Origin of the sequence: Streptococcus caledonicus (genome assembly GCF_042656225.1) — a bacterium.
GTDB classification, from domain to species: Bacteria; Bacillota; Bacilli; order Lactobacillales; family Streptococcaceae; genus Streptococcus; species Streptococcus caledonicus.
In genome coordinates this window covers 711,023-724,016 of sequence record NZ_JBHSOJ010000016.1, presented here as the reverse complement: position 1 = coordinate 724,016, position 12,994 = coordinate 711,023, and the positions used below count along the sequence as shown (strand labels likewise).

Here is a 12,994-nt window from a genome sequence, read left to right as displayed (position 1 = left end):
TTATGATTCTTGCCAACAATGGTGTCCCCTTCAAGATGACCGAATTCACTTTCGAACTCTGGATACATTTCAGTCCGCTCACGAATATTTCTGCGAAAAGTTTGTTTTCCACGCGTTTCTTCTTCCCATTGGGGTTTCGTTTCCCTTGCCAGGGTAAATCATTTTTATGGAAGATGCCACGGTCGGCTAAGCGATAGAGGGTTCTTATAGAACAAGGGATGCGCTCAGGATAGGTACCTTTTATCACATCGAAACTCCAATCTAATTCTAAATATGATTGGATAAAGTCTTGTACTGGTTTTGTGAGTTGAGTGTTTTTCCGGCCACAACGCTTCTTGTTAGTTTTGTAACGCTCATAATAGTCATAAGCCGAATAACCAGCTTTCAGAAAAGAAAGAACATTGTAGATCGTTTGTCGTGATCTACCAAGTGACTTTGAAATGTCGCAAACTTTCTTACCTGCTTGGTAATAGGCCTCTATCATTACGAGTTCGTTTGTGATAAGATGAGTGTAGGTCATTTATGTTAGTCCCTTTCAGACAAATGTGGTAGTTTATCTGAGTCTAACATAGATGGCTTTTCTGTCTAGCTTGATTTTACAAATTGGGTTTACAAAAATTCTGAACAAAATATTTGACCTTTACTGACCAAAGGTATATAATACAATCATAAGGTTAGAAAATACCTTATCATCTCCGCTTAGAGATTAATGATTTGAGTGGTGGAAGTAGAAATCTTTTAACGAAAGAGGTGGCTCAGATGGATAGTCATTTTAATTTTAAAATAAAGGTCAGTTTTGGTCAGGAATATCAACCTGAGCCCGAAATTATTAGACGACTTGACTACTTTCTAATTTTTTAGATAAAAGGTCAGTTTTAGTCAAACAAACGCAGTGCTAGCTAAAAGGAGATAACAATGAGAAATAATGATTTTAACAATTTTAATAACATGGACGATATTTTTAACCAATTGATGGGAAACATGGGTGGCTATCGCTCTGAAAGCCGTCGTTATATGATCAATGGACGCGAAGTCACACCAGAAGAGTTTGCTATCTATCGCCAGACAGGTAAATTACCTCAAGCTGAGGGAATTGCACCGGAGAAAGGTGCTAGGATGAAAGAAGATGGTATCCTTGCAAAATTAGGAACAAACCTAACCGAAGAAGCTCGACAAGGTAATCTTGATCCAGTTATTGGCCGTAATAAGGAAATTCAAGAAACTGCTGAAATTTTAGCCCGTCGTACAAAAAATAATCCTGTATTAGTTGGCGATGCTGGTGTTGGTAAAACAGCAGTTGTTGAAGGACTAGCACAGGCTATCATAGCTGGTGATGTTCCAGCTTCAATCAAGAATAAAGAAATTATCTCTATTGATATTTCTGGATTAGAAGCTGGCACTCAGTACCGAGGAGCTTTTGAAGAAAACATTCAAAACTTAGTGGAAGAAGTGAAAGCAGCAGGAAATGTGATTCTCTTCTTTGATGAGATCCACCAAATTTTAGGGGCAGGTTCTACTGGCGGAGATTCTGGTTCAAAAGGCTTAGCAGATATGATAAAACCGGCACTCTCTCGTGGAGAATTGACTGTTATTGGTGCAACAACACAGGATGAATACCGTAATACTATCATGAAAAATGCCGCTCTCGCTCGTCGTTTCAATGAAGTCAAAGTTAATGCACCGTCTGCAGAAGATACGCTTGCTATTTTGAAAGGCATTCGTTCTCTTTACGAAGGACACCACAATGTTCTGTTACCTGATGAGGTGTTGAAAGCAGCAGTGGATTACTCTATTCAATATATCCCACAACGTAGCTTACCAGATAAGGCTATTGACTTGGTTGATATGACAGCTGCCCACTTAGCAGCCCAACATCCTGTGACAGATATTAAGACGATTGAAGCGGAAATAGCAAAGCAAAAAGCGAGACAAGAAGATTTTGCAGCTAGAGAAGATTATGAAAAAGCCCTTCAAGCCAAAGTTCGTATTGAAGAATTAGAAAAACAGATGGCTAATCACACTGATAATCAAAAAGTGACAGCTGGCATCAATGATATTGCTGAATCCGTAGAACGATTGTCTGGTGTGCCTGTTTCACAAATGGGAGCATCTGATATTGAACGACTCAAAGAAATGGCTTATCGTCTCGAAGGTAAGGTTATTGGACAGGACCAAGCAGTAGAAGCTGTTGCCAAAGCTATTCGACGCAATCGTGCCGGTTTTGATGAAGGTAATCGTCCGATTGGCTCCTTCCTCTTTGTGGGTCCAACAGGTGTTGGTAAAACAGAACTTGCCAAACAGTTAGCGCTTGATATGTTTGGGACAAAAGAGGCTATCATACGATTAGACATGTCAGAGTATAGTGATAAAACAGCAGTTTCCAAATTGATTGGGACGACAGCGGGCTATGTGGGCTACGATGATAATAGCCATACCCTAACAGAACGGGTACGCCGAAATCCTTATGCTATCGTACTTTTGGATGAAATTGAAAAAGCAGATCCACAAGTTATCACCCTTTTGCTTCAAGTTTTAGATGATGGTCACTTAACAGATGGACAAGGAAATACAGTTAATTTCAAAAATACAGTGATTATTGCAACGTCAAATGCCGGTTTTGGTTATCACCCTTCTGGAGAAAAAGCAGAGCTTCCAATTATGGATAGAATTGCACCATACTTTAGACCAGAATTTCTCAATCGCTTCAATGGTGTTATCGAGTTCCATAGTTTGACTAAGGATGATTTGAAGAAGATTGTTGACCTTATGCTTGACCAAGTTAACCAAACCTTAGCTAAAAAAGACATTACCTTGACGGTAACTAATGACGTTATTGATTATCTAACGGAAGCAGGTTACGATGAAACAATGGGCGTTCGACCACTTAGACGTGTGATTGAAAATGACATTCGTGACAAGGTGACAGATTTCTATCTAGACCATACAGACGCTAAAAACTTAGTAGCTGAGATCGTTGACGGGCAAGTGGTGATAAAAGAAGCCTAAATGTTGATTAAATGAAAAGTTCTCAGGTTTTGGGAACTTTTTCATTTTGTACAACTTTTTTTGAGTTTTCAACTTTTCAAGGTTTAGCTATTGTAGTATAATAAAATTTGTATAAATTGTTAGAATATTTTGAAAGTAGCTCTGCTATTTCTCAAATGAAGGAGACTATATGGGATATACTGTTGCTGTTGTTGGTGCCACTGGTGCTGTCGGAACACAGATGATTAAAATGTTGGAAGAGACAACCCTTCCTCTTGACAAGGTTCGTCTATTGGCGTCTGCACGTTCGGTCGGTAAAACATTGACGTTCAAAGGTCAGGAAATCGAAATTGAAGAAACGACAGAAACAGCTTTTGAAGGAGTTGACATTGCTCTCTTTTCAGCTGGTGGTGGGACATCTGCTAAGTTTGCTCCTTATGCGGTCAAAGCGGGTGCAGTTGTGGTTGATAATACCTCCTATTTCCGTCAAAATCCCGATGTACCATTGGTGGTTCCAGAAGTTAATGCTCACGCCATGGATGCTCACAAGGGAATTATTGCTTGTCCAAATTGTTCAACGATTCAAATGATGGTGGCTCTTGAACCGATTCGTCAGCGCTGGGGTCTAGACCGTATCATCGTGTCAACTTATCAAGCGGTATCAGGTGCCGGGGCAACAGCTATCCAAGAAACGTTAGGTCAATTGCATGAAGCAGTTGTTGATGGTGTTGACCCTAAACATCTGACTGCTAAAATTTTACCGTCCGGTGGTGACAAAAAGCATTATCCGATTGCTTTTAATGCTCTACCGCAGATTGATTTGTTTACAGACAATGACTACACTTATGAAGAAATGAAGATGACCAAAGAAACCAAGAAAATCATGGAAGATGATGCTATTAAGGTTTCTGCAACCTGTGTTCGCGTCCCTGTTTTGTCTGGGCATTCAGAGTCAGTCTATATTGAAACGATTGATCCAGCTCCAATTTCAGATGTCAAAGAAGCGATTGCTAATTTCCCAGGTGCAGTTCTGGAAGATGACGTGGCTAACCAAATCTATCCTCAAGCGATAAATGCTGTTGGTCGTCGTGAAACATTTGTTGGTCGTATTCGTAAAGATTTGGACGCTGAGAATGGCATTCACATGTGGATTGTTTCGGATAATCTTCTTAAAGGCGCTGCTTGGAACTCAGTACAGATTGCTGAAAGCTTACATGAACGTGGCTTGGTACGTCCGACAAAAGAACTTGTTTTTGAGTTGAAATAAGTCATCAGTTAAGCTGGGCTGAGTATGTCTTTGTTCTGGCTTTTTGTCTAATTAGTAGAGGGATTTTGAGATGTTGATTTGAAGTTAAGTATGACTTTTCAAATACCTTATTGAAAAAGGAGAATTGTATGTCTATCCAGGATTTAAGAAATGCAAAAATTATTACAGCCATGGTAACCCCATTTCACGAGAATGGCTCCATTAATTTTGATGCCTTACCGGCTTTGGTGGAACATTTGCTGGCACATCACACAGAAGGAATTTTATTGGCTGGGACAACGGCTGAAAGTCCAACTTTAACCCATGATGAAGAGTTGGAGTTATTTGCCGCTGTTCAGAAAATTGTGAACGGTCGTGTGCCGCTCATTGCTGGTGTTGGAACCAATGACACACGAGATTCCATTGAATTTGCTAAAGAAGTAGCTGCCTTTGGTGGATTTGCTGCTGGACTAGCTATTGTCCCTTATTATAACAAACCTTCTCAAGAAGGAATGTACCAACATTTTAAAGCAATTGCGGATGCTAGTGATTTACCAATTATTATTTATAATATTCCAGGTCGTGTTGTTGTTGAAATGACGCCTGAAACCATGCTTCGTTTGGCTGAGCATCCTAATATCATTGGGGTGAAAGAGTGTACCAGCCTAGCCAATATGGCATACCTTATCGAGCATAAGCCAGAGGATTTCTTAGTTTATACTGGTGAAGATGGGGATGCTTTCCATGCTATGAACCTTGGTGCAGATGGGATAATTTCTGTAGCATCACATACCAATGGTGATGAAATGTTTGAAATGTTGCAAGCGATTGAGAATAACAATATAAAAAAAGCAGCAGCTATCCAACGTCAATTTATTCCAAAAGTCAATGCCCTCTTCTCTTATCCGAGTCCTGCACCAGTTAAGGCCGTTCTTAACTACTTAGGTTTAGATGTAGGACCGTTGCGTCTGCCATTAGTAGCTGCACCAGAAGAAGACGCCAAACGTATCATTAAGGTAGTTGTTGATGGAGATTATGAAGCAACACGCGCAACAGTAACAGGCGTTGTACGACCAGATTACTAAGGAGAAGTTGAGTTGATGATTATCAGAAGAGCAGAGTTAAAAGATGTTCCTCAGATTATGGATATTTGTAGTCGTGGTTGGCAAGAAACTTATAAAGATTTAGTCCCACACTCCTATATCGACCAAGTGATTGAAGAGTATTATAACGAAGAACGTGTTACTAAGGATGTTCTGGACAACAGTCCCTATTATTATGGCTACTGGGTTGCAGTAGAGGATGACAAGGTTCTGGGGTGTATCGGTGGCGGCATTGACGATAATAATGAGGGGCATATTTATGTTCTCTACGTTGATCCTAATTTAAAACGTCGTGGTATTGGTAGTCATCTAGTCGATGCTTTCACAGCCTATCAAAAAGAAACTTATGGGATAGAGCAACAATGGATTACCTCTGCTATGGAGGGAAATCAGATTGGTTTGTCTTTTTATGAAAAGCAGGGCTTTGTCTTCCAATACGCTACTGAAAGTAAGCAAGATCCCTCATTTCCTAAAGGGTTTCATCTAAAACGCCAAGTTTAGCACAGAAAAGCTTGACAAATCATGAAAACACTTGCATAATGTAAGTAAGATGAAAATTTATGAAAAGAGGTGTTTTTATGCAAATTATAAAACGTAATGGACAAGTTGCTGACTTTGATCCTGAAAAGATTTACCAAGCCATTATTAAGGCTGCTCAAACAGTTTATGTGATTGATGATACATGGCGTCAAAATCTTACTCAAGTAACTAAAAAAGTAACGATTGATTTAGAAGATGCACAAGTTGAACGCCCAACAATCAGCATGATTCAATCATGTGTTGAAAATCGTCTTATGGATGCCGGTTATATCAACATCGCAGAGCACTATATTGCGTATCGTTTGCAACGTGATTTAGAGCGTAACGGCTACGGTGATAGCATTGTTGTTCATTTAAGATTTGAACAAACAAAATAAGTATTTAGGAGCCTAGGCTCCTTTTTGACTTTCGTTCTCAGCTATAAAAAGGAGTAGTAATGAATAGTGTTGATTTAACGATACCAGTTGCAGAAGTGATTAAAAAGAATCCAGAACTCAAAGATATTTTGATTGAGCTAGGTTTTAAACCACTAGCTAATCCAGCCATGTTAAATACAGTCGGCAAAGTAACCAGTTTAAAAACTGGTTCTAAGCTGATTAACCTCTCTTTAGAAAAAATGAAACGTACCTTAGAATTTCATGGTTATGAAGTGATTGGAGATTAAGATGGTAGATAATCGCATTGATGTTTTAAAATCAATTCTTCTGGACCTGCATCATGGGGCGAGTCCTGAAAGTGTTCAAGAACAATTTGACAAACATTTTAAAGGAGTGTCAGCTTTAGAAATTTCAATGATGGAGCATGAACTGATGTCATCAGATACTGGGATTACATTTGAAGATGTCATGAGCCTCTGTAATGTTCATGCTAATCTCTTTAAAGGAGTTATTTCAGATGTGAACGTTCCAGATAGTGAACAAGAAGGTCACCCTGTTTATATTTTTAAACAAGAAAATTTAGCTTTGCGTGCAGCTATGTTACGTATCCGTAGAATTATAGACAACTTATCCCAACCTGATAGCATAGAATTTCGAGATGAGTTGATAAAGGGACTTACTCATCAAGTTGGATTATTGGGCCAATTTCATCATCATTACACGCGTAAAGAAAAACTCTTCTTCCCGATTATGGAACGTTATGGGCATGATGCGCCTCCAAAGGTCATGTGGGGAGTAGATGATGAGATTCGTGAGCTCTTTAACAATTTCAAAAATTCAGTTGAACAATTACCTCCATATGATATCAATGATGTTTCATACCTTTTTGAAATTTTTGCAAAAGAATTTGAAGAAATGATTTTCAAAGAAGAAGCCATACTACTCATGATTTTATTAGAAACCTTTAATCAAGATGATTGGCTTTCTATTGCTAGAGAGAGTGATACTTATGGCTATGCTATTATAAAACCGACCGCTCAATGGCTTCCACACCGTGAGTCTTTTGAAGAAAAAAATACTGATAAAGAAAAATTAAGAGAGGGCTCAGAGGACAAAACGACTACACGTACCATTGATACTCCAGAAGGAACTTTTACTCTTACTTTTGTCCCTAAGGAAAGAGAAGAAGTTATAGACCGAACGACTCCTCAAATCTTTGGGAATGGCTACCTATCTGTTGAGCAGGCAAATCTGATTCTTAATCATTTACCTTTAGAAATTACTTTTGTCAATAAGGATGACATTTTCCAATATTATAATGACAGTGTGCCAGCAGAAGAGATGATATTCAAACGTACCCCATCACAAGTAGGACGGCATGTAGAGCTCTGTCATCCCCCTAAAGTCCTTGATAAGGTTAAGAAAATTTTTCAATTATTGCGAACTGGACAAAAAGATAAGGTCGTTATGTGGTTCAAGTCGGAAAAACTTGGTAAATTTGTCTATGTTACCTATGCGGCAGTACGTGATGATAGAGGAGAATTTCAAGGAGTTCTCGAATATGTTCAAGAAATTCAAGACTTTTTTGAATTAGATGGAGATGTTATGCGTGATATCAAATAAAATTAAGTATCCACAATGTGATGTCTAGACAATAAATTTATGCTTTACTCTCTTTATTCAATGAAAAATATTGTTTGTGAAAACGTTGACAATTAAGAAATTGTATATTAAGATGATTTGTGTGATGAGATTACAAATATAGAATAGTGAGGGGGACAGGATGGGAGTAGATAATCTATTTTCAATTGGTAGAGCCGCTGCCATGAGTGGTGTTTCAACAAAGACATTACGCTATTACGAAAGTTTAGGTTTAATTCATCCTAAGCATATTTCCAGTGAAAATGGTTATCGCTATTATGATAAAGATGCTCTGCTATTGATACCATTAATCAAATATTATCAACAAGTTGGGCTAAGTTTAAAAAGAATCAAAGAGCTGATTCATGTAGCTGGATGCTCTACTCATTATTATCATCTCAAGAAAAGGCGTGACGAGATCAATGCCGAGCGTGAAGAGCTATCTATCGCTCTATCATCTGTAGATGATTGGTTAGAATTGATTGTTGAGGGGGAGATGTGCCTGCAAAATAGAAAACATCATTTTGGAGCGAATATAGAACGGATGATTAGTGTAAAATATTATTCTGAGCAGGCTAGTTATTGTTATTTGGAACAGCCATATAGCTACAATTACAAAGAGTCAATTATTAATTTAGAGTGGATTAGGCATTTACAGTTACATCATTTAGAAGTTTCAGGGCCAGTTATTTTGCGATATAACTCTTACCTAAAAAAGATGAATGGGGAAAGTAAATTTGCAACCATCTTGCAGCACTGTTTTCCAGAGTCAGAAACTTTTTCAAAGTTTGGTGGATTTATGGCCTTAACATGCTATCATATTGGTCCACTGGAAGGCATTGATAGGACATATAGATACTTACTGCACTACGCAGAGAAGCATAAATATAGCTTAAAAGATGAATGCTATGAGCGCCATGTCATTGATTATTGGGTGACTCAAGACCAGAATGAATTTGTAACAGAGATTATTATTCCTGTTGTCACGCAGGATGAGCTTTATCAATAAAATAGTTAATAGATGGACGGTTTGAAGAATGTAAAGAGCATCTTCAGGCCGTTTTTATATTTTTCAGTTAGTGAATCAGTTAATTAGGGGAGATGTCATGATGTTTGATTGATAAATAGTTGTTTAGTTCACAAAACTTTACCCTTAGGATAAAGTTTTGTGAGCATATTTCTTGCAAAAATAAAGATAATGTGCTTATTTATTGGAACTCTCTAATCTATTTTTCCTTTAAAATACCTGAGTGAGAGTACTGTTATGCCATAGAAAAATAGTGTAAATAGTTATATATTTTCGAAAAACTAAAAATAATTTTGAAAAAATAAAAAAAATAATTGACCTTGACTTTGTGGAAGGGTTTACAATGTTGTTGTATAGGAGTATGTGAATTTTTTATAATTGTATCAAAAATAAAATTTATATGTGCTTGTGTGTTAAATATAGTATATAAAAATATATAAAGGAGGTAGTGACATGAATTCCGAAGCATTAGGAATGATTGAAACTAAAGGATTAGTCGGCTCAATAGAGGCGGCAGATGCAATGGTTAAAGCAGCAAATGTTACTTTAATCGGGAAAGAACATGTTGGTGGTGGTTTAGTAACTGTCCTTGTTCGAGGAGATGTCGGAGCAGTTAAGGCAGCGACAGATGCTGGTGCTGCTGCTGCACAACGAATCGGTGAGCTGGTCTCTGTTCATGTTATTCCACGTCCGCACGGGGAAGTAGAGACAATTTTGCCCAGCTCTAAATAATGGCTCGCTATTTTTAAGATATTAGGAGGTATTTTTATGGGACAAATGACAAGTACTATTGCACAACAAAAAATGAATGAAACGACCAAAAAATTCCGTATTGCAGGTATTCGAAGTGGAATTATTTCTGGCTTATTTTATGGATTGTACTCCTTTGTTATTATGATTCTTCAGAGATTTGATCCGATTAAGTCAGCGGTGGGCATTTTAGCAGCTCCCTTTGTAATGGGGGCGATAAATGATTTTTTGGGTGGTTGTGTGCTCTTGCTTGCAGCGATAAGAAATGGGAAATTTAAAGAATTGGGCCGTACATTAGCTACTAAACCAGGGAAAATTATGTTGCTTGGCTATATTTTGGGCGGCCCAGTAGCAAATGGTGCTTACCTAGTTGGTCTTTATTTAGCGGGAGCTTTTGCTATTCCAATTTCAGCGACAACAGCTGCGTTTGGTGCACTTTTCTCAGCTATTTTCTTGAAACAAAAATTAAACATGCGAGTTGTTTCTGGGATGTTGATGTGTGTGGCTGGTGCGGTTGTTATCAATCTGGTAAAACCTGAGGGAGCTCCTAATTTTACATTAGGAATTATCTTAGCTGTAGTGGCTGCAATATGCTGGGGATTGGAAGGGACGATTTCAAGTTTTGGTGGTGCAATGCTTGACTCAGAAGTCACTGTAACCCTACGTCAATTGGTTTCTGGTTTAATTCAAATGGTTATCATTGTCCCAATTATTGGAGCTACTGGTCTATTTACAGCAACCTTAACTTCACCGTTTTTAGTATTTCTCTTACTAATTTCCGGTACATTGGTCGGTATTTCATATATGGAATGGTATCGTTCAAATGCTATGGTTGGTACTGCGATTGGTATGTCCTTAAATATTACCTATGCTTTCTGGGGTGTCCTGCTTAGTGTTTTATTCCTTGGACAAGCAATTACAACAACTATTGTCGTTGGTTCGTTGGTGATTATCATAGGTGCCATTCTAGTAACGACGAATCCACTAGATTTTTTCAGAAAAGATGAGGTATAGTTCATGAAATTATTACCAGCAAGAACAGCGGTGCTAAATTATATGAGCACAGTGGAAGAGGCGGATGTATTTCAAGTTATGTCAGCCTTGGAACCTTTATTTGGCAGTGAAAAACAGTTCAGAGAGGACTTGTTTTTAGAACATTTGATGTCGTTAGAGTGCAATGGTTATCTTGTTCAGTCAGGATTTAATTTAGACGAAAACGGAAAACTTAGAATCCGTTATCAGATAAATGATGATGGAAAATACGCAGTGGAAAAATATATTGCAAAAGAATTTCGAAATGTAAAAGGAGGAGCGATATGAGATATCATGGTGGGCAGGCATTAGGTCTTGTGGAAACAGTTGGTTTGGTGCCAGCTTTGGAAGCATGTGATAAGATGCTAAAAGCCAGCAATGTCAAATTGATTTCCTATGAAAATGTTGGTTCTACATTGGTTACAATCATGGTAGTTGGTGATGTAGCTGCTGTTGAGGCTGCTGTTGAAGCAGGGGCACGTGCAGCAGATGCAATTGGTAAATTGACTGCTCATAATGTAATGCCTAGGCCGATTTCTTCTGTTGGAGACATGGTTTCTGTACATGATGTTGATAATTAATAAAGGAGGAAATAATGGAAAGATATCAAGCAATTGGTGCTGTGGAGACATTTGGTCTTGTTTATGCACTTGAGGCGGCAGATGCAATGGTAAAGGCTTCAGATGTTGAAGTAATTGCTTATGTCAACACTGCATCAGGTTATATTGCAGTTATTGTCCAAGGTGAAACGGCTGCCTGCAAGACAGCTGTTGATGCGGGAGTTAGTGCAGTAGAAAAAATGGGGACTGAGGTATATAGTAGTGTTGTCATTCCAGGACCACATGAAGATTTGAAGAAAATCATTGATCGTTACTCATTAGAAATGATGTTCCCAGAAGAAGCAACAGAGTAGGAAAGTGTGAACGAAATGAGATATATTGACAAAGATTTGGAATCAATTCAAGAAATAAGAAATTTGCTTCTGAATGGTCAAATGTCTTTTGTTCACTTGCAGAAGTACAGTCAAAGTGATTTGGATGTCGTGACTTCTATCTTTATCAAAACTTTGCTGGACAAAACAAGCGACTATGTCCACGAGTTTGTGACTGGTAATGATTACGGTGTGGAAGAGGATGAGCATTTTTTATGTACACATTTTCTGAAACGTTTCGAGGAAACTCTTCAGAAGGAGTCATATATCGGTATCATCGGTGGAAATTCTACAGAAAAAGTTATCGAAATTGGAGCGCCGTTGGGGGTTGTTGCGGTTTTGTTACCAGCTCGCCCAACCTTTACCTTATTGGTTAATGTCTGTTTACTAGCGATGAAAACAGGAAATTCTCTGGTATTCATTGCTAATCGGCAGTCAACAAGGTCAACTCTTCATAGTTTGAAAAAACTAATTATGCTTGCCGAAGAGTCTGGTTATCCTGAAGATGGTATCAGTCTAGGTGAGACAATTAGCGATGCAGGAATACTGGAATTGTTGGCCATTGATAAGGTTTCTCTACTCATCAATATTGGCTGCCCAGAATACATTTCAAATAAGTTTGTCACCAATATACCTTTATTATATGGTGGGGATTCATCTGGACCAGTATTTGTAGAAAGAACCGCAAACATCGAGAAAGCTGTTAGTGATGTCATTCATTCGAGAAGTTTTCAAAATGGTATCTTACCCGGTGCAGAGCAATTTCTAGTTACTGAAAATGTTATTGCAGATCAAATCAAAGATAGCCTAGAAAAGAATGGAGCTCATTTGCTGACGGAGTCAGAGACTAGGAAGCTGATTGCATTTCTAACAGCTTCAGAGAAGAATATTAAGGAAAATTATATTGGGAAGTCAGCTATTTGGTTGGCAGAAAAATCCGGCATATCTGTTCCGGCAGAAACAAAGGTTCTTGTATCTGTCCAAGATTACATGAATGAAGAGGATTTTTTTAGTCGAAAATTACTCTGTCCAGTGATTGTAGTCTACTTGGAACCGGATTGGACCTTAGCTTGTGTTAAATGTATGAACTTGCTAGATGAGTTAAAAATGGGACATACGTTAACCATACATTCCAAAGATTGGAAAATCATTAGAGAGTTTGCCCTAGTCAAAAAGGTTGGGAGAATTGTGGTAAATGCACCTACAGTTTGTGTCGCTACAGGTATTGTTTCTAACTTCCCGACATCATTGATATTGGGAGGTATCACAACTGGTAAAGGATATAGCTCGGAAAATATCACACCGAAACATTTGACTTATACCCGTCAGGTTGGTTTTGAAGTTAATAATAAGTCATGAATT

General features: G+C 38.2%; 14 protein-coding genes and 1 pseudogene. 14 read left to right on the top strand and 1 reads right to left on the bottom strand.

What is annotated here, in order from left to right; all coding sequences use genetic code 11:
* Positions 1-520 (bottom strand): annotated as a pseudogene (locus ACFPQ3_RS07430) (IS30 family transposase); the annotation flags it as partial.
* A 395-nt stretch (positions 521-915) separates the two neighbouring features.
* On the opposite strand from ACFPQ3_RS07430, the gene ACFPQ3_RS07425 reads away from it, so the two are divergent.
* The 14 genes from ACFPQ3_RS07425 (at position 916) to ACFPQ3_RS07360 (ending at position 12,991) form a co-directional block, all read left to right on the top strand.
* Positions 916-3,006 (top strand): AAA family ATPase, encoded by a 2,091-nt coding sequence (locus ACFPQ3_RS07425; RefSeq protein ID WP_156805113.1) that lies wholly within the window; start codon positions 916-918, stop codon positions 3,004-3,006.
* A 169-nt stretch (positions 3,007-3,175) separates the two neighbouring features.
* Positions 3,176-4,252: an aspartate-semialdehyde dehydrogenase gene (locus ACFPQ3_RS07420; protein WP_156805114.1), complete on the top strand. Its 1,077-nt coding sequence runs from the start codon at positions 3,176-3,178 to the stop codon at positions 4,250-4,252.
* A 128-nt stretch (positions 4,253-4,380) separates the two neighbouring features.
* A complete protein-coding gene (gene dapA / locus ACFPQ3_RS07415; RefSeq protein WP_156805115.1) occupies positions 4,381-5,316 on the top strand; it encodes a 4-hydroxy-tetrahydrodipicolinate synthase in 936 nt (311 codons plus the stop codon).
* A 15-nt stretch (positions 5,317-5,331) separates the two neighbouring features.
* Positions 5,332-5,835, top strand: a complete 504-nt coding sequence (locus tag ACFPQ3_RS07410; RefSeq protein WP_156805116.1) for a GNAT family N-acetyltransferase — start codon at positions 5,332-5,334, stop codon at positions 5,833-5,835.
* A gap of 77 nt (positions 5,836-5,912) precedes the next feature.
* Entirely contained in the window at positions 5,913-6,251 is a 339-nt protein-coding gene (locus ACFPQ3_RS07405) for an ATP cone domain-containing protein (RefSeq protein ID WP_156805117.1), read from the top strand.
* A 59-nt stretch (positions 6,252-6,310) separates the two neighbouring features.
* A complete protein-coding gene (locus ACFPQ3_RS07400; protein ID WP_156805118.1) occupies positions 6,311-6,538 on the top strand; it encodes a DUF1858 domain-containing protein in 228 nt (75 codons plus the stop codon).
* 1 nt (position 6,539) lies between these two features.
* Entirely contained in the window at positions 6,540-7,874 is a 1,335-nt protein-coding gene (locus ACFPQ3_RS07395; RefSeq protein ID WP_156805119.1) for a DUF438 domain-containing protein, read from the top strand.
* 160 nt (positions 7,875-8,034) lie between these two features.
* Positions 8,035-8,901: a MerR family transcriptional regulator gene (locus tag ACFPQ3_RS07390; RefSeq protein ID WP_156805120.1), complete on the top strand. Its 867-nt coding sequence runs from the start codon at positions 8,035-8,037 to the stop codon at positions 8,899-8,901.
* 471 nt (positions 8,902-9,372) lie between these two features.
* Positions 9,373-9,651 (top strand): ethanolamine utilization microcompartment protein EutM, encoded by a 279-nt coding sequence (eutM, locus tag ACFPQ3_RS07385; RefSeq protein ID WP_156805121.1) that lies wholly within the window; start codon positions 9,373-9,375, stop codon positions 9,649-9,651.
* A 36-nt stretch (positions 9,652-9,687) separates the two neighbouring features.
* Positions 9,688-10,683 carry a DMT family transporter gene (locus ACFPQ3_RS07380; protein WP_156805122.1) on the top strand — a complete coding sequence of 332 codons (996 nt, stop codon included), beginning with the start codon at positions 9,688-9,690 and terminating at the stop codon, positions 10,681-10,683.
* Positions 10,684-10,686: 3 nt separating this feature from the next.
* The gene (locus ACFPQ3_RS07375) at positions 10,687-10,989 is read left to right on the top strand and encodes a hypothetical protein (protein WP_156805123.1); all 303 of its coding nucleotides are present in this window, start codon (positions 10,687-10,689) and stop codon (positions 10,987-10,989) included.
* Positions 10,986-11,282, top strand: coding sequence for a BMC domain-containing protein (locus tag ACFPQ3_RS07370; RefSeq protein ID WP_156805124.1), 297 nt, complete (start codon positions 10,986-10,988; stop codon positions 11,280-11,282). Before ACFPQ3_RS07375 ends, ACFPQ3_RS07370 begins: the two co-directional genes overlap by 4 nt.
* Before the next feature lie 14 nt (positions 11,283-11,296).
* On the top strand, positions 11,297-11,614 hold the full coding sequence (locus ACFPQ3_RS07365; RefSeq protein WP_024532895.1) for a BMC domain-containing protein: 318 nt from the start codon (positions 11,297-11,299) through the stop codon (positions 11,612-11,614).
* 15 nt (positions 11,615-11,629) lie between these two features.
* Complete coding sequence (locus tag ACFPQ3_RS07360) at positions 11,630-12,991, top strand: aldehyde dehydrogenase family protein (protein ID WP_156805125.1); 1,362 nt, start codon at positions 11,630-11,632, stop codon at positions 12,989-12,991.
* The last annotated feature ends 3 nt before the right edge of the window (positions 12,992-12,994 follow it).

Excerpts from the sequence above, each read along its gene's own strand:
- ACFPQ3_RS07400 (WP_156805118.1), top strand. The coding sequence starts at position 6,311 with ATGAATAGTGTTGATTTAACGATACCAGTTGCAGAAGTGATTAAAAAG.
- ACFPQ3_RS07390 (WP_156805120.1), top strand. The coding sequence starts at position 8,035 with ATGGGAGTAGATAATCTATTTTCAATTGGTAGAGCCGCTGCCATGAGT.
- ACFPQ3_RS07405 (WP_156805117.1), top strand. The coding sequence starts at position 5,913 with ATGCAAATTATAAAACGTAATGGACAAGTTGCTGACTTTGATCCTGAA.
- ACFPQ3_RS07360 (WP_156805125.1), top strand. The coding sequence starts at position 11,630 with ATGAGATATATTGACAAAGATTTGGAATCAATTCAAGAAATAAGAAAT.
- dapA (WP_156805115.1), top strand. The coding sequence starts at position 4,381 with ATGTCTATCCAGGATTTAAGAAATGCAAAAATTATTACAGCCATGGTA.
- eutM (WP_156805121.1), top strand. The coding sequence starts at position 9,373 with ATGAATTCCGAAGCATTAGGAATGATTGAAACTAAAGGATTAGTCGGC.
- ACFPQ3_RS07420 (WP_156805114.1), top strand. The coding sequence starts at position 3,176 with ATGGGATATACTGTTGCTGTTGTTGGTGCCACTGGTGCTGTCGGAACA.
- ACFPQ3_RS07370 (WP_156805124.1), top strand. The coding sequence starts at position 10,986 with ATGAGATATCATGGTGGGCAGGCATTAGGTCTTGTGGAAACAGTTGGT.
- ACFPQ3_RS07395 (WP_156805119.1), top strand. The coding sequence starts at position 6,540 with ATGGTAGATAATCGCATTGATGTTTTAAAATCAATTCTTCTGGACCTG.
- ACFPQ3_RS07365 (WP_024532895.1), top strand. The coding sequence starts at position 11,297 with ATGGAAAGATATCAAGCAATTGGTGCTGTGGAGACATTTGGTCTTGTT.
- ACFPQ3_RS07380 (WP_156805122.1), top strand. The coding sequence starts at position 9,688 with ATGGGACAAATGACAAGTACTATTGCACAACAAAAAATGAATGAAACG.
- ACFPQ3_RS07410 (WP_156805116.1), top strand. The coding sequence starts at position 5,332 with ATGATTATCAGAAGAGCAGAGTTAAAAGATGTTCCTCAGATTATGGAT.
- ACFPQ3_RS07375 (WP_156805123.1), top strand. The coding sequence starts at position 10,687 with ATGAAATTATTACCAGCAAGAACAGCGGTGCTAAATTATATGAGCACA.
- ACFPQ3_RS07425 (WP_156805113.1), top strand. The coding sequence starts at position 916 with ATGAGAAATAATGATTTTAACAATTTTAATAACATGGACGATATTTTT.